27 protein-coding genes are annotated in these 24228 nt (G+C 28.5%); 18 read left to right on the forward strand and 9 right to left on the reverse strand.

Annotated features, from left to right (window positions below; genetic code table 11):
* Positions 1-49: 49 nt before the first annotated feature.
* Complete coding sequence (locus tag B5464_RS00200) at positions 50-469, forward strand: nucleoside-diphosphate kinase (protein ID WP_077809436.1); 420 nt, start codon at positions 50-52, stop codon at positions 467-469.
* A 72-nt stretch (positions 470-541) separates the two neighbouring features.
* Here B5464_RS00200 and B5464_RS00205 read toward each other — a convergent pair whose 3' ends face one another.
* Together B5464_RS00205 and B5464_RS00210 are read right to left on the reverse strand one after the other, a co-directional pair.
* Positions 542-838 carry a DUF721 domain-containing protein gene (locus B5464_RS00205; RefSeq protein ID WP_077809437.1) on the reverse strand — a complete coding sequence of 99 codons (297 nt, stop codon included), beginning with the start codon at positions 836-838 and terminating at the stop codon, positions 542-544.
* A complete protein-coding gene (locus B5464_RS00210) occupies positions 838-1917 on the reverse strand; it encodes a DNA replication/repair protein RecF (protein WP_079736702.1) in 1080 nt (359 codons plus the stop codon). Before B5464_RS00210 ends, B5464_RS00205 begins: the two co-directional genes overlap by 1 nt.
* Positions 1918-2031: 114 nt before the next feature.
* Here B5464_RS00210 and B5464_RS00215 point away from each other — a divergent pair, with 114 nt between their 5' ends.
* The 8 genes from B5464_RS00215 to B5464_RS00250 all read left to right on the forward strand — a co-directional run bounded on the left by B5464_RS00215 (position 2032) and on the right by B5464_RS00250 (position 9401).
* Complete coding sequence (locus B5464_RS00215; protein ID WP_079736703.1) at positions 2032-2799, forward strand: tol-pal system YbgF family protein; 768 nt, start codon at positions 2032-2034, stop codon at positions 2797-2799.
* A 76-nt stretch (positions 2800-2875) separates the two neighbouring features.
* A complete protein-coding gene (gene ribH, locus B5464_RS00220; protein WP_079736704.1) occupies positions 2876-3382 on the forward strand; it encodes a 6,7-dimethyl-8-ribityllumazine synthase in 507 nt (168 codons plus the stop codon).
* 120 nt (positions 3383-3502) lie between these two features.
* Positions 3503-3778, forward strand: a complete 276-nt coding sequence (locus B5464_RS00225) for a riboflavin synthase subunit beta (RefSeq protein WP_077809441.1) — start codon at positions 3503-3505, stop codon at positions 3776-3778.
* A complete protein-coding gene (gene mutL, locus B5464_RS00230) occupies positions 3778-5592 on the forward strand; it encodes a DNA mismatch repair endonuclease MutL (protein WP_079736705.1) in 1815 nt (604 codons plus the stop codon). Before B5464_RS00225 ends, mutL begins: the two co-directional genes overlap by 1 nt.
* A 2-nt stretch (positions 5593-5594) precedes the next feature.
* Positions 5595-6326: a rhomboid family intramembrane serine protease gene (locus B5464_RS00235; RefSeq protein WP_079736706.1), complete on the forward strand. Its 732-nt coding sequence runs from the start codon at positions 5595-5597 to the stop codon at positions 6324-6326.
* Positions 6326-7180, forward strand: coding sequence for a rhomboid family intramembrane serine protease (locus tag B5464_RS00240; protein ID WP_079736707.1), 855 nt, complete (start codon positions 6326-6328; stop codon positions 7178-7180). The genes B5464_RS00235 and B5464_RS00240 overlap by 1 nt, the downstream gene beginning before the upstream one ends.
* A 1-nt stretch (position 7181) precedes the next feature.
* Positions 7182-8198, forward strand: coding sequence for an endonuclease/exonuclease/phosphatase family protein (locus B5464_RS00245; RefSeq protein ID WP_079736708.1), 1017 nt, complete (start codon positions 7182-7184; stop codon positions 8196-8198).
* A gap of 42 nt (positions 8199-8240) precedes the next feature.
* On the forward strand, positions 8241-9401 hold the full coding sequence (locus tag B5464_RS00250) for an NAD(P)/FAD-dependent oxidoreductase (RefSeq protein WP_079736709.1): 1161 nt from the start codon (positions 8241-8243) through the stop codon (positions 9399-9401).
* On the opposite strand, the gene B5464_RS00255 is transcribed toward B5464_RS00250, so the two are convergent.
* Positions 9398-9715 (reverse strand): antibiotic biosynthesis monooxygenase, encoded by a 318-nt coding sequence (locus B5464_RS00255; protein ID WP_079736710.1) that lies wholly within the window; start codon positions 9713-9715, stop codon positions 9398-9400. The two genes, B5464_RS00250 and B5464_RS00255, sit on opposite strands and share 4 nt — an antisense overlap.
* Before the next feature lie 193 nt (positions 9716-9908).
* Between B5464_RS00255 and mtaB the strand changes: the two genes are divergently transcribed.
* The 3 genes from mtaB to B5464_RS00270 all read left to right on the forward strand — a co-directional run bounded on the left by mtaB (position 9909) and on the right by B5464_RS00270 (position 12912).
* The gene (mtaB, locus tag B5464_RS00260) at positions 9909-11231 is read left to right on the forward strand and encodes a tRNA (N(6)-L-threonylcarbamoyladenosine(37)-C(2))-methylthiotransferase MtaB (protein ID WP_079736711.1); all 1323 of its coding nucleotides are present in this window, start codon (positions 9909-9911) and stop codon (positions 11229-11231) included.
* Between the two features lie 78 nt (positions 11232-11309).
* Positions 11310-11969: an alpha/beta hydrolase gene (locus B5464_RS00265; RefSeq protein ID WP_077809449.1), complete on the forward strand. Its 660-nt coding sequence runs from the start codon at positions 11310-11312 to the stop codon at positions 11967-11969.
* Positions 11970-12009: 40 nt separating this feature from the next.
* Positions 12010-12912 (forward strand): lytic transglycosylase domain-containing protein, encoded by a 903-nt coding sequence (locus B5464_RS00270; protein ID WP_079736712.1) that lies wholly within the window; start codon positions 12010-12012, stop codon positions 12910-12912.
* Between the two features lie 9 nt (positions 12913-12921).
* Here B5464_RS00270 and B5464_RS00275 read toward each other — a convergent pair whose 3' ends face one another.
* From B5464_RS00275 to B5464_RS00300, 6 genes are all read right to left on the reverse strand, one after another.
* A complete protein-coding gene (locus B5464_RS00275) occupies positions 12922-13119 on the reverse strand; it encodes a YwbE family protein (RefSeq protein ID WP_079736713.1) in 198 nt (65 codons plus the stop codon).
* Positions 13120-13205: 86 nt separating this feature from the next.
* Complete coding sequence (locus tag B5464_RS00280; protein ID WP_077809452.1) at positions 13206-13397, reverse strand: cold-shock protein; 192 nt, start codon at positions 13395-13397, stop codon at positions 13206-13208.
* A 116-nt stretch (positions 13398-13513) separates the two neighbouring features.
* Entirely contained in the window at positions 13514-14455 is a 942-nt protein-coding gene (locus B5464_RS00285) for a nitronate monooxygenase family protein (protein ID WP_079736714.1), read from the reverse strand.
* Between the two features lie 20 nt (positions 14456-14475).
* Positions 14476-16143 (reverse strand): S8 family serine peptidase, encoded by a 1668-nt coding sequence (locus tag B5464_RS00290; protein WP_079736715.1) that lies wholly within the window; start codon positions 16141-16143, stop codon positions 14476-14478.
* Positions 16144-16187: 44 nt separating this feature from the next.
* Positions 16188-17375: a tRNA 2-thiouridine(34) synthase MnmA gene (mnmA, locus tag B5464_RS00295; RefSeq protein WP_079736716.1), complete on the reverse strand. Its 1188-nt coding sequence runs from the start codon at positions 17373-17375 to the stop codon at positions 16188-16190.
* An 87-nt stretch (positions 17376-17462) separates the two neighbouring features.
* Positions 17463-18176, reverse strand: a complete 714-nt coding sequence (locus tag B5464_RS00300) for a toxin-antitoxin system YwqK family antitoxin (RefSeq protein ID WP_079736717.1) — start codon at positions 18174-18176, stop codon at positions 17463-17465.
* An 80-nt stretch (positions 18177-18256) separates the two neighbouring features.
* On the opposite strand from B5464_RS00300, the gene B5464_RS00305 reads away from it, so the two are divergent.
* The 6 genes from B5464_RS00305 (at position 18257) to B5464_RS00330 (ending at position 24160) form a co-directional block, all read left to right on the forward strand.
* Complete coding sequence (locus B5464_RS00305) at positions 18257-18808, forward strand: hypothetical protein (protein WP_079736718.1); 552 nt, start codon at positions 18257-18259, stop codon at positions 18806-18808.
* A gap of 45 nt (positions 18809-18853) precedes the next feature.
* Positions 18854-20197: an adenylosuccinate lyase gene (purB, locus tag B5464_RS00310; protein WP_079736719.1), complete on the forward strand. Its 1344-nt coding sequence runs from the start codon at positions 18854-18856 to the stop codon at positions 20195-20197.
* 1 nt (position 20198) lies between these two features.
* Entirely contained in the window at positions 20199-20684 is a 486-nt protein-coding gene (locus B5464_RS00315) for a hypothetical protein (RefSeq protein WP_079736720.1), read from the forward strand.
* Positions 20685-20690: 6 nt separating this feature from the next.
* Positions 20691-21455, forward strand: a complete 765-nt coding sequence (locus tag B5464_RS00320; RefSeq protein WP_079736721.1) for a TerC family protein — start codon at positions 20691-20693, stop codon at positions 21453-21455.
* Between the two features lie 49 nt (positions 21456-21504).
* A complete protein-coding gene (locus B5464_RS00325; protein ID WP_154066909.1) occupies positions 21505-21777 on the forward strand; it encodes a hypothetical protein in 273 nt (90 codons plus the stop codon).
* Between the two features lie 82 nt (positions 21778-21859).
* Positions 21860-24160, forward strand: coding sequence for a TonB-dependent receptor (locus tag B5464_RS00330; RefSeq protein ID WP_079736723.1), 2301 nt, complete (start codon positions 21860-21862; stop codon positions 24158-24160).
* Positions 24161-24228 lie beyond the last annotated feature (68 nt).

Genomic DNA, 24228 nt, shown 5'->3' on the forward strand with positions numbered 1-24228 from the left:
TTGCTATTAATATTAAAAAGTGTACTTTTGCAAAAATTTAAAAATTACAATGGCAACAAATAGAACATTTACAATGCTTAAACCAGATGCTGTAGAAAACGGTCACACTGGTGCTATCTTAGACAAAATTAACGCTGCAGGCTTTAGAATAGTAGCTTTAAAGAAAACTCAAATGACTAAAGCAGACGCAGAAACTTTTTATGCTGTGCATAACGAGCGTCCGTTTTTTGGTGAGTTAGTAGAATTTATGACTCGCGGACCAATTGTAGCTGCAATTTTAGAAAAAGAAAATGCAGTAGAAGACTTTAGAACTTTAATTGGTGCAACAAACCCAGCAGATGCTGCAGAAGGTACAATTAGAAAATTATATGCAACTTCTATGGGAGAAAATGCTGTACATGGTTCTGATTCTGATGAAAACGCAGAAATTGAAGGAAACTTTCACTTTTCTGGAAGAGAGCAATTTTAATAAGAATTTTTAGAAATTCTTAGTCTAAAAATATATTTAGAAAACTCGTAACTTAATTGTTACGAGTTTTTTTTATACCAACATTACTTTAGAGATTACATCTTCACCAATCTCTTCATTTAACATTTTAGCAATTTTATCTTTACCATAACTCAATTCTTCTCTTAAAACAGAAGAAGTCAATTGTACAACAAGCGTTTTATTTTGTAGTTTAACAGATGTTGTATGATTTGCAACTCCTGGCCCCATCATTTTGGTCCAAGATTCTTCAATTTTAATCTTTTGCATTCCTTTTGTCAAATTGTTTTCTTTGATAAAAAGTTGCATTAAATCTTCAATTGAAAAAGAATCATTTTCTCTTTTAGACATTATAATTTAAATATTTGATAAGGTTTATTACTTTGTTTTACGATGTTTTCTGTTCTTTCAGAATGTGTATCTGTTATAAAAATTTGTCCAAATTCATCATTATTAACTAAATTGATAATTTGCAACACTCTACTTTCATCTAATTTATCAAAAATATCATCTAACAATAAAATAGGTGTTACGCTAGCTTGTTGCTTTATAAACTCGAACTGCGCAAATTTTAAAGCGATTAAATAAGACTTTTGTTGCCCTTGTGAGCCAAATTTTTTAATAGGATAATTTCCTATCTCGAAACTTAAATCGTCTTTATGTATACCAGATGTAGTATACTGTATTATTTTATCTTTATCTAAAGATTTCTGAAATAATTCTTTTAAAGAAAAATCGTGTAACTGACTTTTATAAACCAAGTTTACATGTTCTTTGTCATCAGAAATTATTTGATATTTCTCATTAAAAATAGGAATAAATTTCTCTAAAAAGACTTTTCTAACCTCATAAATTCTTGTACCGTATTCACATAATTGCTCATCATATACATTTAAATTTAATGCATCAAAAGTTCTATTAGCCGCAAAATACTTTAACAAGGCGTTTCTTTGACTCAGTATTTTATTATAGGCAATTAGGTCTTTTAAATAACTTTTATTTTGCTGCGAAATAACACCATCTATAAATTTTCTTCTTGTATCACTACCTTCTGTTACTAAATCTCTATCTGCAGGTGAAATTATGACTAAAGGTAATTGACCAATATGATCAGAAAACTTGTCGTAATTTTTACCATTTCTCTTTAAAACCTTCTTTTGACCTTTTTTTAAACTACATACAATCTTTTCATTTCTGTCGTTTAAATTGTAATCTCCTTCGATCATAAAAAAAGATTCTCCGTGTCTAATATTCTGTGTTGCGACAGAATTAAAGTAACTTTTTGCAAAAGACAAATAATAAATAGCATCTAAAACATTTGTTTTACCAACACCATTATTACCAACAAAACAATTTATTTTTTGCTGAAAATCAAAAGATTGCGATTCGATATTTTTAAAATTAACTAAAGAAAGTTTTTGTAAATACATGAATAAGTTTTGTTCTTTAAAAAGAATTGCAAATTATTGAAAATTTTGCGAAATATGTGCTTTTAAAATCCAATTAAAAAAACTATTTTTGTCGCCACTAATTTTAAACTAAGCATGGCTACATACAAGAAAAAATATAAACCAGAAGGTAAAAAAGAGCAACAACAATTTGATGATTCTGAATTTGAAACAGCTGGAGTTTTAAACACTTTAGACGAAACTGCTTCTAAATCTGAACAATGGATAGAAAAAAATAGCAAGCCGTTATTTTACTCTTTAATTGCAGTAGTTGTTTTATTTTTAGCTTACCTAGGTTATAATAATTACATTTCTGAACCAAACGAATTAGAAGCTTCTAACGAATTGGCTTTTCCTAGAAAATACTACGACATGGCTTCTACAGCTGGTTCTGGTATCGATTCTTTATTAAATTTAGGTCTAGAAGGTGCAGATGGTAAATATGGTTTCTTAGACATCGCAGATAATTATAGCGGAACAAACGCTGGAAATTTAGCTAATTACTATGCAGGTGTTTCTTATTTAGAAATGAAGCAGTATGATAAAGCAATAAATCATTTAGAAAAATTTGATTCTGATGATGAAATGTTAGGTCCTATTACTCTAGGTGCAGTTGGTGATGCTTTTGCAGATATTAACCAACCAGAACAAGCTTTAGAATACTACGAAAAAGCAGCAAATAAAAAAGACAACGAATTTACAACTCCTTTATTTTTATATAAAGCAGGTATAACTGCTATGGAATTAAAAGAGTTTGATAAAGCAACTTCTTTATTTACAAAAATAAAAGACAATTATCCAACATCAGATCAAGGTCTAAATGTTGATAAATTTATTAATGCTGCAAAATACTCTGAACAATAGTTCGAAATAATAACAGTAACAATTTGCAGTAAGTAGTTTTATAAATACTGCATACTTAAACTGAATACTGACTTAAATGGCAACAACAAACTTATCTTATTACGATAAAGCTACAATCCCAAATGCGAAATCTTTTCGATTTGGGATTGTTGTTTCTGAATGGAATCGAGAAATCACAAAAAACCTACAACAAGGTGCAATAGAAACTTTTTTAGACTGTGGTACTTCTAAAGAAAATATAATTTCTTGGGATGTTCCTGGAAGTTTCGAATTGGTTTACGGTTGTAAAAAAATGATTGAATCTGAACAAGTAGATGCAATTATAGCAATTGGTAATGTTATACAAGGCGAAACAAAACACTTCGATTTTGTATGTGAAGGTGTTACACAAGGTATTGTAGACTTAAACATTAAATACGATGTGCCTGTAATTTTTTGTGTATTAACAGACAATACAAAGCAACAATCTATCGATAGATCTGGTGGTAAACTAGGTAATAAAGGTATAGAATGTGCTGTTGCTGCAATAAAAATGGCTGCTATAAAAAATATAGACAGAAAAAGCGAAAGCATAGGTTTTTAAGAATTGTTTTAACATCATTTTTAGTAAGTTTCCTTTAATTTAATTAAATTTGGAATCCTTTTTCAATTGGTATGAAAATTGATTTACTCTAAAATCTATTCATCAATTATTACTAAAATTATGGGATTTCTAAAAAGAACAAATAAAAAATTTGATTATCAACCTCGCTATTATAAAGGAGAAGGAAACCCTTTTAAAATAGAACACAAATTAGATCAGTTTAGAACAACTGCCGGAAAAAATAAAAATCTTAAAGGTAAGTTTCATGATGCTATTGGAGATTTAAAAAATTCTGATAAGAAAACAAATAGAACTTTAATTATTATAATTTCTATTTTAGTTTTAATCTTTCTTTACATAATAGACTTCGACTTATCTATATTTATAAATAATTAATGTCTGATATTATTCAACTTTTACCAGATCATGTAGCAAATCAAATTGCTGCAGGAGAAGTGGTACAACGTCCTGCATCTGTAGTTAAAGAATTACTAGAAAATGCAATAGACGCTGGTGCAACAAATATTAAATTACTAATTAAAGATGCAGGAAAAACTTTAATACAAGTAATTGATGACGGTAAAGGCATGAGTACTACCGATGCAAGAATGAGTTTTGAGCGTCATGCAACTTCAAAAATTCAGAAAGCAGAAGATTTATTTAATTTAAATACAAAAGGTTTTAGAGGTGAAGCTTTGGCTTCTATTGCTGCTATTGCTCATGTAGAATTAAAAACAAAACCTAAAGGAGAAGAATTAGGTACTTGCATTAAAATAGAAGGAAGTAAAATAATTTCTCAAGATTTTATTTCTACCGGTGAAGGAACAAGTTTAGCTGTTAAAAATCTATTTTATAACATTCCTGCAAGAAGAAATTTTTTAAAATCTGATACTGTAGAAACGCGTCATATTATAGACGAGTTTCAACGAGTTGCTTTAGCACATTCTAGCATTTCTTTTTTGTTACACCATAATAACAATGAGGTATATCATCTTAAAAGCGGAAATTTAAGACAAAGAATAGTAGCTGTTTTTGGTACTAAAATGAATGAAAAATTAGTTCCGATAGATGAAAAAACAGATATTGTTGCTATTGAAGGTTTTGTAGCAAAACCAGAATTTTCTAAAAGAAAAAGGGGCGAACAATTCTTTTTTGTAAATAACAGATTTATTAAAAGTTCTTATTTAAACCATGCTGTAGTTAGTGCTTTTGACGGTTTATTAGAACAAGGTTCGCATCCCTCCTATTTTTTGTATTTACAAGTTCCTGCAAATACAATAGATATTAACATTCATCCTACTAAGACAGAAATTAAGTTTGATAATGAGAAGGCGCTTTATGCTATGCTAAGAGCAACTGTTAAACATAGTTTAGGTCAATACAATGTAGCACCTGTTTTAGATTTTAATAGAGACGCAAACTTAGATACACCTTACAATTTTAAATCTAGCACTAAAACCGCTGCAGTACCAACTATATCGGTCAATCCAGACTTTAATCCTTTTAAAGAAGAACAAAACACACAACCAAACTTTAATTACAAAAGAGAAAAACAAACAGAAAGTTGGGAATCTTTATATACTAACATAGAGAGCACAGAAACTAATAAAACAGAAAGCTTATTTGAACAAGTTGAAGAAGAAAAGACTCAAAAGACTTTTCAAATACACCGTAAATATGTTATAAGTTTGATTAAATCTGGTGTTGTTTTAATCAATCAATCGTTAGCACATCAAAGAGTTTTATACGAACAATTTTTAGAAAGTATTACCGTTAAAGAAGCAAACAGTCAGCAATTGCTATTTCCTGTTAAAATTTCATTTTCATCAGCAGAAATAGAAATGATATATACTATAAAATCAGAATTAGAAAATGCTGGTTTTTCTTTTGATGAATTTACAAAAGATAGTGTTACAATTAAAGGTATACCGGTTTCTGTAACAGAAAGTAAAATAACAATTATTTTAGAAGAATTGTTAAATGATATGAATTTAGAAGTACCAGATGCTAGTTTTAGTCATTTTGATGTAATGGCAAAATCTTTTGCCAAAACTTTATCTATAAAAACAGGTACACTTCTATCAGAAAAAGAACAAGAAAGTCTTGTAAACAATTTATTTTCTTGTAAAGAACCTACAATTTCTCCGTTTGGAAAAGCTACTTTTAAAACACTAACTTTAAACCAAATAGATAATTTATTTAATAGTTAATTATGAATAAAATTACAGACGGAATTAAACATCTAATTATAATAAATGTTATTTTATTTATAGCACCTCAGTTTTTAAAATTAGATCTTACTAATGTTTTAGCATTGCACTTCCCAAAAAATAGTCATTTCGGATTTTGGCAATACTTAACTCATATGTTTATGCATGCCAGCTTTCCGCATATTTTATTTAATATGTACGGTTTGTGGGCTTTTGGTACACCGTTAGAGCAAATGTGGGGCAAAAAGAAATTTTTATTCTTTTATTTTTCTGCAGGTTTAGGCGCAGGTTTAATTTATACTCTTGTAAACTATTATCAATTTAACGGAATTTACGATTTATTTATAAGTGCTGGTTTGAATAATGCAGATGTAATTTCTATTTTAGAAAAAGGTTCTACTGCTGGTTTTAATGTTAACGCAGCAATAACACAAACTCAGTTTGATAAAATTTATTCTTTATACCACATGCCTGCAGTTGGTGCTTCTGGTGCTGTTTACGGTGTTTTAGTTGCTTTTGGATTGTATTTTAAAGATGCAAAATTGGCCTTATTATTCTTTCCGGTTCCGATTGCTGCTAAATATTTTATTCCGTTAATGATTTTAGGAGATTTATTTTTCGGAATGACCAACTATTCTGTTGGTAGTGTTGCTCATTTTGCACACATTGGTGGTGCTTTAATAGGTTTTATAATTGCTTACTATTGGAAAAAAAATCAATTTAAAATTTCATAATGAGTTTTATAGACAATCTAAAATACAAGTATAAATCTGGTAATATTATAGAAAAACTAATCTATATAAATGTAGGTGTTTTTTTAGTAACACTTATTCTTAAGGTATTTTCTGGTTTATATAAAAGTAATCAGGATTTTGTTTTCGAGTGGTTTTCTTTAGATGACAAATTAAACATTTTTATATCAAGACCTTGGTCTATTATTTCGTACGGATTCTTGCACGCAGATTTTATTCACCTGTTGTTTAATATGATAACGCTATATTTTATAGGCAATCTTTTTATTCAATATTTTACTCAAAAACAAGCGCTAACATTTTATATTTTAGGAACCTTATTTGGCGGATTATTTTTTATGTTAAGTCAAAATTATTTTCCTTTATTTGATGGTGAATCTTCTAGATTGGTTGGTGCATCTGCCGGGGTATCAGCAATATTTATAGGTATTGTTACATATATGCCAAATTATCAAATAAAAATACCTTTGTTAGGCTTTTTAAAATTATGGCATTTAGCAGTAATTTGGCTAGCTTTTGACTTTATTGGGTTAATTGGTGCTAATGCGGGTGGTAGTTTTTCTCATTTAGGTGGAAGTTTATTAGGCTTTTTGTATGTGAGACAAGCAAGTAATAAAGAAATCAACTTTTCTGAAATATTTTCTTCTCTATTTAAAAAGAAAGAAAAGAAATTAAAAACTGTTTATAATTCTAAGAAAACTAAAAAAACGAAGCCAAAAACAAATAGCCTTAACCAAGAACAAGTTGATCAAATTTTAGATAAAATTAGTAAATCGGGTTATGACACTTTAACGAAACAAGAAAAAGAGTTTTTATTTAAACAAGGGAAAAAATAATATGAAAAACTTATCTTTTTTAGACAAAGTTCTTTATTTATTGAACTCTCTTGCTGCAACATTACTGTTACTTTCTTACTTGTTGCCATTTATATCGCCAAGTGTTGTTCCGGTGTTTGCTATTTTAAGTTTATTTGTCCCCTTTTTACTAATTATAAATCTTGTTTTTGTTATTTATTGGTTGTTAAAACTTAAACGTCAGTTTTTAATATCAATAATAGTTTTAATTGTTGGATGGCTTTTCACACCTCCTTTTTACAAAATTTCAAGTAATAATTCTTCTTTAAATTCCGATTTAAAAGTGATGAGTTATAACGTAAAAGCTTTCGATTTATTTACAAAATCAAAAGACAGTAGCAACTTTTCTAATGGTTTTGATTTTATTTCTGATAAAAATCCAGACATTTTAGTTATTCAAGAATATTATAAGTCAAAAAAAAATAAATTATCGTTTCCTTATAAATACATCAAACTTAGATCAAAAAAGAGTCAATATGGATTGGCAATTTATTCTAAATATAAAATTGTAAATTCAGGTTCGCTAGATTTAGATAGTAAAGGAAATAATATAATTTTTGCAGATATAATTAAGAATAAAGACACCATAAGAATTTATAACGTTCATTTCGAATCTCTAAGAATTAAGCCTAACGAGGAAAATTTTGGTGAAGAAAATTCAGAAAAATTAATAAAACGAGTTTCAAATTCATTTAAAAAACAAGCAGAACAAACCAATATTTTTTTAGCACATGAAAAACTATGGACTGGTAAAAAAATTATAAGCGGCGATTTTAACAATACTTCTTACTCTTGGTTATACCATCAAATATCAGATAACAAGAAAGATGCTTTTATAGAAGCTGGTAAAGGTTTTGGTAAATCTTTTTCTTATTGGTTTCCGTTAAGAATAGATTTTATTTTAACAGATAAAGATGCTATAGTCAATCAATTTTTAACTTTAGAAAATAAAAACTCAGACCACTTCCCTATTCTATCAAAAATTAATTGGAAAGATTAAGTAAATTAGCTAAAATTAACAAAAGAGATTCACCCAATAGCTATGATAAAAACTGATGTTTGTATTATTGGTGCTGGCCCATCGGGTGCAAGCACATCTTTGACTTTATCAAAGATGAAAATACCACATTACATCATAGATAAATCTACTTTTCCTAGAAATAAAACTTGTGGCGATGGATTGATTTTATATGCTTACAAAGCTTTACGCTTAATAGATGAAGGTTTGTTTGAAAAATTTTTAAATCACCCTAAATTTATACATAGTAAAAATATTAAACTACATGTAAATAATAATGTAGATATCAACTTTAAAGAAAGTAAAGATCGAAACATGGTAATAACTTATGCTAAAAGATTCGATTTTGATGACTTTTTAGTTAAGAATATTTCTGATAAATATGCTTCTTTTGATTTTGGTAATGGAGTTAAAAATATAACTGAACTTAAAGACGGTGTTCTCATCAAGCTAAAAGATGGTAAAGAAATTTTAAGTAAAATTGTTATTGGTGCAGATGGTGTTAACTCTATTGTTAGTAGAAAGCTAGCCGGAAATAAACTTCAAAAAAACTTAACATCTACATTTGTAAACGGTTATTTTAAAAATGTTACCAACTTATCTAAAACTAACGAAGCTGAAATAAGGATCATTTATAAAAAAATTCCATTATTTTTCTATATTTTTCCTCTTTCTGATGGATCTGTAAATATAAGTTTAGGCGGAAATGCAAAATTGGTATTAAAACATAATATTAATTTAGTCGAGCAAGTAGAATCAATAATTAAAAACCATCCTAAAGTAGCGTATAAATTTACAAATGCTATTAAAATTGATTCGTGGCGAGGATGGAGTATTCCTTATAATTTTGGTAAAAATAAAGTATACGGAAATAGATTTATGTTGGTTGGTGATGCTGCTGGCTTAACAAATCCTTTTTACAAAGAAGGTGTTGGTACAGGAATGATGTCTGGTATCATTTGTGCAAAATCTATTGAGGCTAGTCTAAAAAACAATGACTACAGTGAAGATTTTTTATCAACTTACTCTAAAAACTTAAAAAGTGAATTTGGTAGGTTATTAAAGTTTAGCCGTTTAATGCTTAAAGCTACAGAATTTAAATTTTTGTTTGGTTCAATAACTTATTTACTAAAAAATAGAATTCAAACAAAAGCAACAAAAATTATCATAAGAAAAAGTTATTAGCTCTCAAAACCATATTCTCTTTCTACTTTACAAATACGTAAACGATATTTCTTGTACCATTTTTTTCTACCTAATTCTCTAGCTTCTGTATGTTCTACATTGTTTTTCCAAGCAGTTATAGCCTCTAAAGAACTCCAATAAGAAACAGTAATGCCAATACTTTTTCTAGCAGATTCGATACCTAAATAACCAGGTTGTTTTTTTGCTAACATCTCCATTTTATCAGCCATTTCTTCATAACCTTTTATATTACCGGTTAAAATTGTTGAAAAAACTACAGCATAATATGGTGTTTTCAAATTATCAATTATCATTATAATATATTTTTAAACTTCAAAAATAAAATTTAGAGATTAAAAAGCGATTAATTAAGTAAAAAAATAAAATGTAATATCAAGTTAATGAATAGTTTATAATTTTACTATTTAACCATTTATTAATATGTAATCGATCCATTTTAAAAATCATCAATAAAATCGTACTTTTGCATTTGCAAAAATCATAAAAATGGTCGCAGAAAAAAAGGTAGCTTTTTATACTTTAGGTTGTAAACTTAACTTCTCTGAAACATCTACTATTGCTAGAAATTTTGTTAATGAAGGTTTTAAACGTGTAGAGTTTGAAGAGAAAGCAGATGTATATGTAATAAATACATGCTCTGTTACAGACAATGCAGATAAACGTTTTAAATCTATTGTAAAAAATGCTTTAAAGAAAAATGATGATGCATTTTTAATAGCAGTTGGTTGTTACGCGCAACTTAAACCAGAAGAATTAGCTGCAGTAGATGGTGTAGATTTAGTACTTGGTGCAACAGAAAAATTTAATGTTACTTCTTACATAAATGATTTAACTAAAAACAATGTTGGAGAAGTACATTCGTGTGAAATTTCTGATGCCGATTTTTATGTTGGTTCTTATTCTATTGGAGACAGAACAAGAGCGTTTTTAAAGGTTCAAGATGGTTGCGATTATAAGTGTACATATTGTACAATACCACTAGCTAGAGGAATCTCTAGAAGTGATACTTTAGAAAACGTAATTTCTAACGCCAAAGAAATTTCTTCTAAAGGTATTAAAGAAATTGTATTAACTGGCGTAAATATTGGTGATTATGGTAAAGGTGAGTTTGGTAATAAAAAACACGAACATACCTTTTTAGAACTTGTTAAAGAACTAGATAAAGTAAATGGAATTCATCGTTTAAGAATCTCATCTATAGAACCAAATCTATTAAAAGATGAAACTATAGACTTTGTTTCTAAATCTTCTTCTTTTGTACCTCATTTTCATATTCCTTTACAATCTGGTAGCGATGTTTTATTAAATAAAATGAAACGTAGATACTTAACAAATACTTATACAAACAGGGTTACTCGTATTAAAGAAGTTATGCCAAATGCTTGTATTGGTGTTGATGTTATTGTTGGTTTCCCTGGTGAAACAGACGAATTATTTTTAGAAACATATAATTATTTAAACGAAATGGATATTTCGTACTTACATGTTTTTACCTATTCTGAAAGGCCTAATACAGAAGCTGTTGAATTTGAAGGCGTAGTTCCTAAAAAAGTAAGAGCAAAAAGAAGTAAAATGCTTAGAGGTTTATCTGCAAAAAAACGTAGAGCTTTTTATGAAAGTCAATTAGGTAATACTTTAACTGTTCTGTTTGAAAGTGAAAATAAAGAAGGATATATACATGGCTTTACAGAAAATTACGTAAAAGTAAAAACTCCATGGAATCCTGCATTGGTAAATACACTTCATAAAGTAATCTTAACTGAAATAGACGAAGATGGTTCTGTAAGATTAAATTTTACAAACCTTTAAGATTAAATTAACATTAAGAAAAAGTAAATTTGGCATTTGTTTTGATGCTCTAATGTCGACAAAATACAAATAATTTAAATGAATAAAACCCCTATATATTTTATGCCCGGTTTAGCTGCGGGTCCAGAAATTTTTGAAAATTTAGAATTAGATCCAGAAAAGTATACTTTTCATTATTTAAAATGGATCAAACCACTGGCTTTAGAAGAAGATATAGATAATTATGCATGCAGGTTAAGTGATGAAATTAAAGAAAAAAATCCTGTTTTAGTTGGTGTTTCTTTCGGCGGAATTATGGTACAAGAAATTGCCAAATTTGTAAATCCTAAGAAAGTAATTATTATTTCTAGTGTTAAAAATCAAGGCGAATTGCCTAAAAAATTTAAACTGGCAAAATTTACAAAGGTTTACAAGTTTTTTCCTACAGTAATTGTAGAGAATTTTGAAGATTATGCAAGGTATTTTCTTGGTAAATCTTTAAAGAAAAAAGCAGAATTATATAAGAAATATCTTTCTGTTAGAAGTAAGAAATACCTTAAATGGTCTATTTACAATGTACTTAAATGGGAACAAATTAGTCCTTTAGAAGATATTGTACATATTCACGGAACTAAAGACACCGTATTTCCTATTAAAAATGTAAAAAACGCTATAGAAATCAAAGGCGGAACACATATCATGATATTAACTAAAGCAAAAAAAATATCTAAGATTATTGATGACGTTTTAACTTTTTAAACTAAAGTGTTTTCCATACATTTATGGTAAAATTGATATTATGAAATCTTTACAACGCATATTTTCTTTACTAAGTGTAACTCTTATAACCATCGTTTTTTTTAACGGTGTACATAAATCTGATACAGATCCGGAAACACTTACACATAGAACTTACAAAATTAAATCTCTTAAATTACCTGAAGGATTAAACCTTGCAGGAGAAAGAGTTCCTTTGGAAATTAATGATGTAAGAGAAAGAATGGAACGCGAATTACTTGTAAATACCTATTGGCAATCGAATGGATTATTGCTTATAAAGAGAGCCAATAAATATCTTCCAATAATAGAACCATTATTAAAAAAATATAATTTACCTGATGATTTTAAGTTTTTAGCTTTAGCCGAAAGTGGTTTTACAGATGAAACTTCTTCTGTTGGTGCTGCTGGTATGTGGCATTTTATGAGAGCCACAGGTAAAGAATACGGATTAGAAATTAATAAAAACGTAGACGAACGTTATAATATTGAAAAATCTACTAGAGTTGCAGCAGAATACTTAAAGAAATCTAAAAGCAAATTAGGTTCTTGGACGTTAGCTGCTGCTGCATATAACGCTGGTAATTATGGTGTTTCTAAAAGATTAGAAACGCAACAAGTAAGCAGTTATTACGATGCTTTACTTCCTGATGAAACAGAGCGTTACATATTTAGGATAATTGCTTTAAAAGAAATAATTTCGAATCCAAAGAAATATGGATTTGTTTTCGAAGAGTCTGATCTTTATACTCTTGAAAAAACAAGAACAGTTAAGGTTGATACTGTAATTACCAACCTGACTAACTTTGCTAAAAACTACGGAATGAATTATAAAGAATTAAAAATTCACAATCCTTGGTTAAGAGAAAACAAATTAAATAATAAAAGTAGAAAGCTTTATGAAATTAAAGTTTTAGACAAATAGAAGAAAAACTTAATCTAGAATATTCTTTACTCTACCAACCAAACCAGATTCTAATTGTACTTTTATTCCGTAAGGATGGTTTTTAGATTTGGTTAATATTTTCTGTACAACACCTTTGGTTAATTCACCCGAAGATTGATGATGTTTTTGTACAATTTCTACAAAAATACCCGATTGTACGTTTTTTCTTTGTCTACCATCTTTCATATTAATTTTTTAATGACTAAAATAAAAAAAGCCTATCAATAATTGATAGGCTTTTAGATAAAAATTTAACTAGTAATAATATATAATTATATAACTCTTACGTTTACTGCGTTTAATCCTTTTCTTCCATCTTGTAAGTCAAACTCAACTTCATCGTTTTCACGAATTTCGTCAACTAAACCTGACACATGTACAAAATGTTCTTTGTTTGTTCCTTCTTCAGTGATGAATCCGAATCCTTTAGATTCATTGAAAAATTTTACGGTACCTTTATTCATTATAATAATATTAAATATGTTGCTTGTTTAATTACTAACAACGTTTATTGAGTTACAAAGATAATGCCAATAAAATTAAATAACCAAGTTTATTTACTTTTATTTTAGAAAATAACTTAAATACTGGCAATTAATGCTTTAACAGTAGTAAATTCTGCAATAATTTCATCTAAAACTTCTTTAGCTGGTTTAATTTTATGTATTAATCCGGCTACTTGCCCTATTTCTAATTCACCATTTTCTAAATCACCTTCAAACATTCCTTTTTTTGCACGTGCTCTACCTAAAAGATCTTTAATTTCTTCTAAAGTCGGATTTTGTTGATATAATTCTTGTATTTGATTGTAAAAATTATTTTTAATCAGCCTAACTGGTGCCAATTCTTTTAATGTTAATTGTGTATCACCATCTTTAACATCAATAATAGTTTTCTTAAAATTAGAATGTGCAGAAGATTCTTCTGTAGCCGCAAATCTACTACCAATTTGCACTGCATCTGCACCTAAAACCATTGCTGCAAGCATTCCTCTACCCGTTCCAATTCCTCCTGCTGCAATAACCGGAATTTTCAATTGCTCTTTAACCATTGGTATTAACGTAAAAGTTGTAGTTTCTTCTCGACCATTATGTCCACCAGCTTCAAAACCTTCACAAACAACGGCATCAACACCCGCAGCCTCAGATTTTAATGCAAACTTTACAGAACTAACAACATGTACAACAGTAATACCTTTTTCTTTGAGGAAAGAAGTATAAGTTTTAGGGTTACCCGCAGAAGTAAAAACTATTTTAACACCTTCTTCAACAATAATTTCTATTATTTTTTCAATATCAGGATATAACATTGGTACATTAACACCAAATGGTTTTGTAGTTGCTTTTTTACATTTCTGTATATGTTCTCTTAGAACTTCTGGATACATCGAACCTGCACCAATTAGTCCTAATCCACCTGCATTAGATACTGCTGCTGCTAATTTATAACCAGATACCCAAATCATGCCACCTTGAACTATAGGATATTTTATTTTAAATAATTCTGTTATTTTATTTGTCATCTTGTTAGAGAGATAAAATTTTATTTTTTAATAAATTTAAGTGATTTTAAAGAAGTCCCATTTTTAATTTTCAATAAATAAACACCTGACTTTAAAGATGAAACATCTATATTTTTTTTATTTTCAAAGGTTAAAATCTTTTTACCAAGAATTGTATAAACTGTAACTTTGGTTTCACTTAAATGAAGATTATCAATAGTAATATTAAGCTCATTTAAAACCGGATTTGGATAAACTTCTACATTTTTTATTGAATTATTTTCTGTAGATAAGCTTACTAAAAAACTATTGTAAGCAGTTTCAAAATTAGGAATTCCGTAACCATGCTGATCTGTTGGATTATTAAATTTATCAGCAGATTCTATTATAGACTGTTTTAACTTTTGAATTCGATTGTTTAATTGTTTTGCTTGATCTTTTTTATTTGACGTTTTAAAAATTATATTTCCTGTGTCATTTAAACAAGCTATTAAACCTGCCATTATTGGAGCAGAAAAAGAAGTACCACTAGCGCTTGAAATAGAATTATCTGTATGATTAATAATAGCCGATGCAGTACCCTGCGCTAAAATTTCTGGTTTAATTCTTCCATCAGAAGTTGGTCCAAAAGAACTAAAACTAGATATATTTCCATTACTATCTACAGAACCTACTGTAATTACAGATGCAGCATCTGCAGGTGCTGTAATATATTTCCAAGAATCAGTACCAGAATTTCCGGCAGAATTAACAACTAAAATTCCACGGTTTGCAGCAACTTCTGCTCCTCTAGATATAAATGTAGTTTTTCCATCCATATCATTATAATTATAATTGTAATCTGGATTATCAAAAGTAGAATACCCCAAAGATGTATTTATTACATCAACACCTAAACTATCTGCTCTTTCTGCTGCTTCTACCCATAATGTTTCCTCTAAAGGAACTTCTACTGAGGCATTTTCTGTTCTAAATAAGTAGAATGAAGCATCTGGCGCTGAACCAACAAATTCATTTTCTATATAACCACCAATTGTAGAAAGTACATTTGTACCATGATTATGACCTGAATAAAAATCTGTACTTCTTTCTACAAAATCATAACCTCCTAAAATCTTATCATTATCTCTTAATCTCTGAAATGCCTGTAATGTATTTACGTTTGGAAAACCCGCATCAATAACTGCTATAATTTGGTTTTTGGCGGTTAAATTAATTCCGTGTAAAAAATCTCCTTTTAACATTTCAATTTGATTTTTAGTACTTCCGTAGGTAAAATCAGTCATAGAATTATTAAATTTATTCTGATGATTTTGTTTGATTTTCTTACCCTTTCTTGCCGCTTGATTTAAAGATTTATTGGCATATTCTATATAATCTATAAAACTTAAATTTTGTTTAGCATTTTCAATATCACTTTGTGTAGCTTGAATATGAACTGCATTTAACCATTTAGAAGCACCTAAAACTGTTATACCATTAGTAGTTTTTAGTGTTTCTATATATGTGTTTTCTATAGGAACATCAATTAAACCAACCGCTATATTTAGTTTATTTCTTCTATCTAATGCTCTTTGAGATAACATTAGAAGCGGGTTTTCTAAATATGTTTCTGCACTAGGTTTATCCTTTAAAAACAACCAAGCATCTTCTTGTGCCTTTGCTTGAAAAAAAGTAATTGCAAACAAAAAAAGTAGTAATTTCTTCATGTTTTCGAAATTACTACTTTTTTATGATTTTATAAATTTAAAGCTTACGAAATTACTCCAGACCCGAGCAATTCTTCGTCTAAATACCAGGCAACAAATTGTCCTTCTTGTATTGCAGATTGTTTATTTTCAAATTCTACATACAAACCTGTTTCAACTTTATGTAAAGTGGCTTTTTCTAAAGCCTGTCTATATCTTATTCTAGCTTCGACGTCTAAATTTTCGCCGGTTTTAAGGGTTAAATCTTCACGAATCCAATGAATTTCTTCATTAGCAACAAACAATACATTTCTGTATAACCCTTGATGGTTTTTACCTTCACCTGTGTAAATAACATTTTCATTTACATCCGTTTCAATAACATACAAAGCCTCTTTTGTTCCGCCAACATTTAAACCTTTACGTTGTCCTTTTGTAAAATAGTGAGCTCCTTGGTGTTTACCAACAATTTTACCATCGTTTTTATGATAAGAAAACTTAGTAGCATAATACTTTAAAGCTGCTTCTTTATTTTTAAATTCTGGTGTTGGTTTTGTGTATTGTTCAAAATCTGAAGGAATTGTAACAATTTCACCAGTTTTAGGTTGCAATTTTTGCTGTAAAAACTCTGGTAATCTAACTTTACCAATAAAACACAAACCTTGCGAATCTTTCTTTTCTGCAGTAATTAAATCTGCTTCTTTGGCAATTTCTCTAACTTGTGGTTTTGTTAATTCCCCTATTGGAAATAAAGCTTTTGTTAATTGCTCTTGCGATAATTGACACAAAAAATAAGATTGGTCTTTGTTGTTATCTTTACCAGCTAATAATTTATAAACAGATTTACCGTTTATAATTTCTTCTCCTTTTCTACAATAATGCCCCGTTGCAACATAGTCTGCACCTAACTTTAAGGCAATGTCCATAAAAACATCAAACTTAATTTCTCTATTACAAAGTACGTCTGGGTTTGGCGTTCTTCCTTTAGAATATTCATCGAACATATAATCTACAATACGTTCTTTATATTGTTCACTTAAATCTACTACTTGAAACGGAATACCTAACTTTTCTGCAACAATCATTGCATCATTACTATCTTCTAACCATGGGCACTCATTAGAAATAGTTACAGAATCATCGTGCCAATTTTTCATAAAAAGCCCAATAACTTCGTAACCTTGTTCTTTTAATAAATGTGCAGTAACACTAGAATCTACACCACCAGAAAGACCAACAACTACTCTTTTCATTATCTATTTTTGAGTTTGCAAATGTACGAATTAGAAATGGTTTTAAAGATTGAAAAAATTGATAGATATATTAGTTTATGTTATCAATTAATTGTCTTTTTTTCGTGTAAACGTACTTTTTTTCTTTTTTTCTAAATCTGTAGCAAGTTCTCCGTCTAAATAATATTCCCATTTACCAACTCGAACACCATTTTTATAAGTTCCGGTTTCTTTAAGATTACCATTCAATTCAAAATATTTTGCTAATCCGTTTGGTTTACCTTCTTTATATGTAACTTCTTCAATTAAAACTCCTTTACTAGAATATTTACTAGTTACACCATCTAACAATCCGTTTTTATAAGTAGCAAATTCAGTGACTTGTCCGTTAGGATAATATACCAACTGTTCGCCATCGAGTTTTCCATTTTTATAATTTTCTTCAGACATTAAAGTTCCGTCAGGATAAAAATATTGCCAATTCCCTACTCTTTTTCTATCATTTAAAACGCCTTCAGTTTTAATCTTTCCTTTTAAAGTATAAAATTGAACAAAAAGAGAATCAGAATCCTCAAAAAAAGTTTTTATTATGACAGGATGATCAGAAGTTCTTATGTCGTAAAACTTAAAAACACCAACTTCTTTTCCGTTTTTAAACTGGCCAGTATAACGCACACGTTTATTAGGATAATATTTTTTCCAAACACCAGTTCTTTTCTTATTCGCATCAAACTGATTTATTTTTTGAGCATTAATCCTTTCAGTTGTTAAAAAACAAGAGAAAAAGCATAAAATCAAAAACAGTCTTTTTATATTTATCATTTAAACAAAATTTTTAAAACAAATATACATTAATAGTGCCAAATTCAAATTTACTTTATATAACAGAGCAACTTAATAATATGGCAAATCCTAAAAGAGATAACCGCCAAAGAGTTGCAAATATTGTATTAGATAATCCAGATTTATTTAAAGATTTGGTATCAATTACTTTTAACGTTGATGATAAAACATCTATTAAAGCTGCTTGGATTTTAGAATGGATTTGCACACATAATCACATAAACTGGATTTTACCACATTTAGATACTTTTACAACTGAAATTTACAATGTAAAATTTGACAGCGCTATAAGACCTTGTGCTAAAATTTGTGAACATTTGGCAACTGCTTATTATGCTAAAAAAGAAAATGATGTTCAAAAAACATTAACCAAAAAACATATAGACAACATCGTTGAAACAGGATTTGATTGGTTAATTACACCACAAAAAATTGCGGTTAGAGCTTATACAATGAATACTTTGTACTTTTTTGGCTTAGAAAAAGAATGGATTCATCCTGAATTAAAACATTTAATACTAACAAAAATTATACACGAAAGCAAAGGCTGTAAAGCTCGCGGAAATCACATTTTAGCAATGATAGAAAAACATCAAAAATCGAGTTTATAAATCTGTTAAATTACCTATTTTTGCAATTAACAACATAACTAAAAAATGAACTTAACAAAATTAAATGCCATCTCACCTATTGATGGTCGTTATAGAGGTAAAATTGATAAACTTGCAAACTATTTTTCTGAAGAAGCTTTAATTAAATATAGAGTTCGCGTAGAAATAGAATATTTTATCGCTTTATGCGAAATTCCTTTACCACAATTAGAAAGTTTTGATACTTCTCTTTTTGAAGAATTACGTAAAATTTATACAGAATTTACAGCTGAAGATGCGCAAAAAATTAAAGATATCGAAAGCATTACAAACCATGATGTAAAAGCTGTAGAGTATTTTATCAAAGAAAAATTTGATGCTTTAAATTTACAAGAATTTAAAGAATTTATCCACTTCGGATTGACGTCTCAAGATATTAATAATACCGCTGTTCCGCTTTCTATAAAAGAAGCAATGAATGATGTTTATGTACCTCAATATTTTGAAGTTTTAGAAAAACTACAAGAATTGGTTACAGAATGGGCAGATATTTCTATGTTGGCAAGAACTCATGGTCAACCAGCTTCTCCTACAAGATTAGGAAAAGAAATAGAAGTTTTTGTGGTTCGTTTAAAAGAACAATTCAATTTGTTAAATGATATACCAAGTGCAGCTAAATTTGGTGGCGCAACTGGTAATTATAATGCACATAAAGTTGCTTATCCTACAATAGATTGGAAAGAATTTGGAACTACTTTTGTACAAGAAAAATTAGGTTTACAGCATTCTTTTCCAACAACTCAAATAGAACATTACGATCATATGGCTGCTTTGTTTGATACACTAAAACGTATCAATACAATAATTATAGATTTAGACAGAGATTTCTGGACCTATGTTTCTATGGATTATTTTAAGCAAAAAATTAAAGCTGGTGAAGTAGGTTCTTCTGCAATGCCACATAAAGTGAACCCAATTGATTTCGAAAATTCTGAAGGAAATTTAGGTTTGGCTAATGCAATTTTCGAACATCTTTCTGCAAAATTACCAATTTCTAGACTACAAAGAGATTTGACAGACAGTACGGTTTTACGTAATGTTGGTGTACCTTTTGGTCATACCATTATCGCATTTACATCTACTTTAAAAGGTTTAAACAAATTGTTATTAAACAAAGAAAAGTTCGAGCAAGATTTAGAAAATAATTGGGCTGTTGTTGCAGAAGCAATACAAACAATTTTAAGAAGAGAAGCATATCCTAATCCTTATGAAGCTTTAAAAGGATTAACTAGAACAAACGAAAAAATAAATCAAAATTCGATTTCGAACTTTATCGATACATTAGAAGTTTCTGATGAAATTAAAAACGAATTAAAAGCAATAACACCAGCAAATTATACAGGTATTTAAAATGATAAAAACAGAAAAAAAGATAGAGAAAAAAGAGGTTTCAAAATTTATTTTTAAAAGAAATAAAGGCATTCTTTTGTCTCTTTTTTCTTGTCTTTTTTTTCTAATATTAGCTTCTTGTAAAGCTGAAAAAGGTGATCCGGATAGATTTAAACAAGGTGTTTTCGAAATTCCTGCCGGAGATGGTTATAGTAAAACTAAAATTACTAGAATCGATAGTTTGCAAATAGAAGAGTACGATAAAATTGTAAGTATTTCTACAGATAGTTTAACCACAGAAAAAAGAATTAAACATATAGATACTTTATACATTAAATGGAAAAGTAACTTTTTCTATTCTTTAAAAATGAAATCACCAAAAAAGCAGTTAGACAAAGATGCTATTTATGTGCAAATAACTAAGATTAAAGACAGTTCTTACGATTTTTCTGCTAAAATAGGATTCAGTAAATTTTTAACAGACGGTACTATTTATAAAATAAAATAAAATAACATGGAAATATTTCTAAATGCAGATACTTGGGTAGCACTACTAACATTAACTTTTTTAGAAATAATTTTAGGTATAGATAATATTATATTTATATCAATATCTGCCAACAAATTACCAGAAAATCAAGTAAGAAAAGCAACAATTTTAGGTTTGGCCTTAGCAATGATTACGAGAATCATTTTGCTCTTTGGTGTATCTTATTTAATTGCTTTAAAAGATCCTTTTTTAAAAATAGATATCGATTGGTTTAAAACAGGCATTACTGGTCAAAGTATAATTTTATTTTTAGGAGGTTTATTTCTATTATACAAAAGCACAAAGGAAATAAGACAAAAAGTAGAAAACACAAACGAAGATGAAGTACTAAAATCACCAAAAGTAATTTCTTTTTCTACTGTAATTATTCAAATAATATTAATAGATATTGTTTTTTCTTTTGATAGTATTCTTACGGCAGTTGGTATGACTAACGGAATCGAAGGTGCACTTATAATTATGATTATTGCTGTAATTGTTTCGATTCTTATTATGATGATTTTTTCTAAACCAATAAGTAATTTCGTAAACAAAAATCCAACAATTCAAATGTTGGCGCTTTCTTTTTTAATTTTAATTGGCTTTATGCTTATTACAGAAGCTGCACATTTATCGCATACAGAAATTTTTAACAAAACTGTAGGAGCTATTCCTAAAGGATATTTGTACTTTGCCATCGCTTTTTCTTTAGGAGTAGAAATGCTGAATTTAAAAATTAGAAAAAAGTAATTTTATCAAAGGTTTTAAACAACATATCAGTTTTTTATTTTTGTTCGTATTGATGTTTCCTGCATCAATACAAATAACCCACGCGCTAGAAAATCATGACCATGTGGTTTGTTCATCAAAAGTAGAGCAACACTTACATCAAGATTCTTTAAATTGTGATGAACTGCACAAACAATTAATAACATTTAACTTTACTTTTAATTCATTCGAATTAACAAACATAGAAATATACAAAAGTAATTTTCTATTAAAAAAAATTAGACTTAAAGAAGTAAAAATTTCTAAAAAATCTTCTAGAGCACCACCTCAATTTACTATTTAGAACTAAATACCTATACCCTACTAATTATTTTTTCAATATAATTTTCTGGGAAAATCTTCTATTTAATAGTAAAAACATTACAATGAAATCATATTTAAAACTGCTATTTTTAATGGCAATTATATCTGTGAATGCTCAAAATAGCATTTCTGGAAAAATTACAGACACTAATAACAACGCACTAATTGGTGTAGAAATTCATGCACAAGAAATTCATAAAGGAACCATAACTAATAATGATGGTTTTTATGAATTAAAAAATATCCCAAACGGAAAAATTAAATTAACATTTACTTATTTAGGTTATAAAACTGTATCTAAAAATGTAGATTTAAACGATAACAACCAAGAAATTAATTTACAATTAGTTGAAACGTTTTATGAAATAGACGAAATTATTGTTTCTACTCCTTTTAATAAATTGCAATCAGAAAATGTGATGAAAGTTGAAAGACTTTCTGCAAATAAATTGCAAAAATTAGGCGCTACAACATTATCCGAAGGAATTGTAAATATTGCAGGAGTTTCTCAAATTTCTACCGGAAATTCTATTGGTAAACCTGTTATTAGAGGTTTAAGCGGTAACAGAGTTCTGGTTTACGCACAAGGTATTCGTTTAGAAAATCAGCAATTTGGTGGCGAACACGGTTTAGGTATTAATGATGCCGGTATTGGTTCTGTAGAAGTAATTAAAGGTCCTGCATCTTTACTTTATGGTTCCGATGCATTAGGTGGTGTTTTATATCTAAATCCAGAAAAATTTGCTTCTTCAAATAAAACAAAAGTTAATATCAATCAGCGTTACTTTAATAATACTTTAGGAACAAATACATCGGTAGGAGTTAAAAGTTCTTTAGAAAATTGGAAGTTTTTAGCAAGAGGAACTTATGCAAATCATGCAGATTATAAAATACCTACAGATAAAAGAGTTACAAATACACGTTTTAACGAAAAGGATTTTAAATCTGGAATTGCATATTCTAAAAATAAATTTACATCAGAATTAAGGTATAATTACAACAAATCTAATTTAGGTTTAACAGAAGGAATCGGTCTACAATCAACAAGTAATGATTTATTAGAACCGTTTCAAACAATAGACAATCATATTATAAGCTCTCATAATCATTTCTTTTTTGGAGATTCTAAATTAGATATCGATTTAGGTTATACTTTTAATGATAGACAAGAGTTTGAAGAACATGAAGAGCACGATGACCATGATGAGGATGAAGATGAAGACGACCACGATCATGATCATGACCACGGAGATGAAGACCATGATGAAGAACATGAAGAAGCTGCTTTAAGAATGAAATTGAAAACATTTACCTATAATGCAAAATATCATTTCCCTAAGATTGGAAGCTTAGAAATTTTATCTGGTATACAAGGTTTACATCAAACAAATACTAATTTTGGTGAAGAAATTTTAATACCAAATGCTACCGTAAATGACTTCGGAATTTTTACAACCGCAAATTACACATGGAAAAACAATACTTTACAAGCTGGTATTCGCTTCGATAATAGAAAAATTGATACAGAAAGACACGAAGTTGCTCATGATGATGAAATACATGTTTTTGAGGCAGTAAATAAATCTTACAACAGTTTTACAACTTCTTTAGGTTTTAAAACTTCATTATCAGATCAAATTACTACAAGAATAAATGTTGCTTCTGGTTTTAGAGCTCCTAACTTAGCAGAATTAAGTTCTAACGGAGTGCATCATGGTACAAATAGATTCGAAAAAGGAAATAGTAATTTGGTAAATGAAAAAAATGTACAATTAGATCTTTCCTTAGAATACAAAACAGAACATTTCGAGTTATTTGCTAACGGATTTTATAACCATTTAAACGATTATATATTTATAACGCCTACGGATGAAATTGAAGATGGTGAGCAAGTATTTACGTATATACAAGAAAATGCAAAATTATATGGTGGTGAATTTGGTTTCCATTTACATCCGCATCCACAAGATTGGTTGCATTTAGAAAGTACTTTCGAAACTGTAATTGGTAAACAAAAAAATGGAGATTATTTACCGCTAATACCTGCTAATACTTGGAGAAATACTTTTAGAACAGAATTTAATTATAAAAACTGGTTAACGCAAGGTTATACTTCTATTACATTAGAAAGTACTTTTTCTCAAGAAAATGTAAGCTCTTTTGAAACCCAAACTAGCAATTATAATTTATTAAATTTTGCTTTAGGTGGAGATGTTTCTATAAGAAATGTAAAATTTACAGGTTCACTTAGCGTTAATAATTTATTAAATAAAAAATATATCAATCATTTATCTCGATTAAAAAACGATGGAATATTTAACCAAGGTAGAAATGTAGTTTTAGGAATTAATGTTCATATTTAAATTAAACATTTGTGTTTATAAAAAAAGTGTCACTAAACAGTGACACTTTTTTTATTTTAATAATTTTA

This window comes from Polaribacter sp. KT 15 (genome assembly GCF_900143115.1).
GTDB lineage: Bacteria > Bacteroidota > Bacteroidia > Flavobacteriales > Flavobacteriaceae > Polaribacter > Polaribacter marinaquae.

Excerpts from the sequence above, each read along its gene's own strand:
- B5464_RS00200 (WP_077809436.1), top strand. The coding sequence starts at position 50 with ATGGCAACAAATAGAACATTTACAATGCTTAAACCAGATGCTGTAGAA.
- B5464_RS00205 (WP_077809437.1), bottom strand. The coding sequence starts at position 838 with ATGTCTAAAAGAGAAAATGATTCTTTTTCAATTGAAGATTTAATGCAA.
- B5464_RS00210 (WP_079736702.1), bottom strand. The coding sequence starts at position 1,917 with ATGTATTTACAAAAACTTTCTTTAGTTAATTTTAAAAATATCGAATCG.
- B5464_RS00215 (WP_079736703.1), top strand. The coding sequence starts at position 2,032 with ATGGCTACATACAAGAAAAAATATAAACCAGAAGGTAAAAAAGAGCAA.
- ribH (WP_079736704.1), top strand. The coding sequence starts at position 2,876 with ATGGCAACAACAAACTTATCTTATTACGATAAAGCTACAATCCCAAAT.
- B5464_RS00225 (WP_077809441.1), top strand. The coding sequence starts at position 3,503 with ATGGGATTTCTAAAAAGAACAAATAAAAAATTTGATTATCAACCTCGC.
- mutL (WP_079736705.1), top strand. The coding sequence starts at position 3,778 with ATGTCTGATATTATTCAACTTTTACCAGATCATGTAGCAAATCAAATT.
- B5464_RS00235 (WP_079736706.1), top strand. The coding sequence starts at position 5,595 with ATGAATAAAATTACAGACGGAATTAAACATCTAATTATAATAAATGTT.
- B5464_RS00240 (WP_079736707.1), top strand. The coding sequence starts at position 6,326 with ATGAGTTTTATAGACAATCTAAAATACAAGTATAAATCTGGTAATATT.
- B5464_RS00245 (WP_079736708.1), top strand. The coding sequence starts at position 7,182 with ATGAAAAACTTATCTTTTTTAGACAAAGTTCTTTATTTATTGAACTCT.
- B5464_RS00250 (WP_079736709.1), top strand. The coding sequence starts at position 8,241 with ATGATAAAAACTGATGTTTGTATTATTGGTGCTGGCCCATCGGGTGCA.
- B5464_RS00255 (WP_079736710.1), bottom strand. The coding sequence starts at position 9,715 with ATGATAATTGATAATTTGAAAACACCATATTATGCTGTAGTTTTTTCA.
- mtaB (WP_079736711.1), top strand. The coding sequence starts at position 9,909 with ATGGTCGCAGAAAAAAAGGTAGCTTTTTATACTTTAGGTTGTAAACTT.
- B5464_RS00265 (WP_077809449.1), top strand. The coding sequence starts at position 11,310 with ATGAATAAAACCCCTATATATTTTATGCCCGGTTTAGCTGCGGGTCCA.
- B5464_RS00270 (WP_079736712.1), top strand. The coding sequence starts at position 12,010 with ATGAAATCTTTACAACGCATATTTTCTTTACTAAGTGTAACTCTTATA.
- B5464_RS00275 (WP_079736713.1), bottom strand. The coding sequence starts at position 13,119 with ATGAAAGATGGTAGACAAAGAAAAAACGTACAATCGGGTATTTTTGTA.
- B5464_RS00280 (WP_077809452.1), bottom strand. The coding sequence starts at position 13,397 with ATGAATAAAGGTACCGTAAAATTTTTCAATGAATCTAAAGGATTCGGA.
- B5464_RS00285 (WP_079736714.1), bottom strand. The coding sequence starts at position 14,455 with ATGACAAATAAAATAACAGAATTATTTAAAATAAAATATCCTATAGTT.
- B5464_RS00290 (WP_079736715.1), bottom strand. The coding sequence starts at position 16,143 with ATGAAGAAATTACTACTTTTTTTGTTTGCAATTACTTTTTTTCAAGCA.
- mnmA (WP_079736716.1), bottom strand. The coding sequence starts at position 17,375 with ATGAAAAGAGTAGTTGTTGGTCTTTCTGGTGGTGTAGATTCTAGTGTT.
- B5464_RS00300 (WP_079736717.1), bottom strand. The coding sequence starts at position 18,176 with ATGATAAATATAAAAAGACTGTTTTTGATTTTATGCTTTTTCTCTTGT.
- B5464_RS00305 (WP_079736718.1), top strand. The coding sequence starts at position 18,257 with ATGGCAAATCCTAAAAGAGATAACCGCCAAAGAGTTGCAAATATTGTA.
- purB (WP_079736719.1), top strand. The coding sequence starts at position 18,854 with ATGAACTTAACAAAATTAAATGCCATCTCACCTATTGATGGTCGTTAT.
- B5464_RS00315 (WP_079736720.1), top strand. The coding sequence starts at position 20,199 with ATGATAAAAACAGAAAAAAAGATAGAGAAAAAAGAGGTTTCAAAATTT.
- B5464_RS00320 (WP_079736721.1), top strand. The coding sequence starts at position 20,691 with ATGGAAATATTTCTAAATGCAGATACTTGGGTAGCACTACTAACATTA.
- B5464_RS00330 (WP_079736723.1), top strand. The coding sequence starts at position 21,860 with ATGAAATCATATTTAAAACTGCTATTTTTAATGGCAATTATATCTGTG.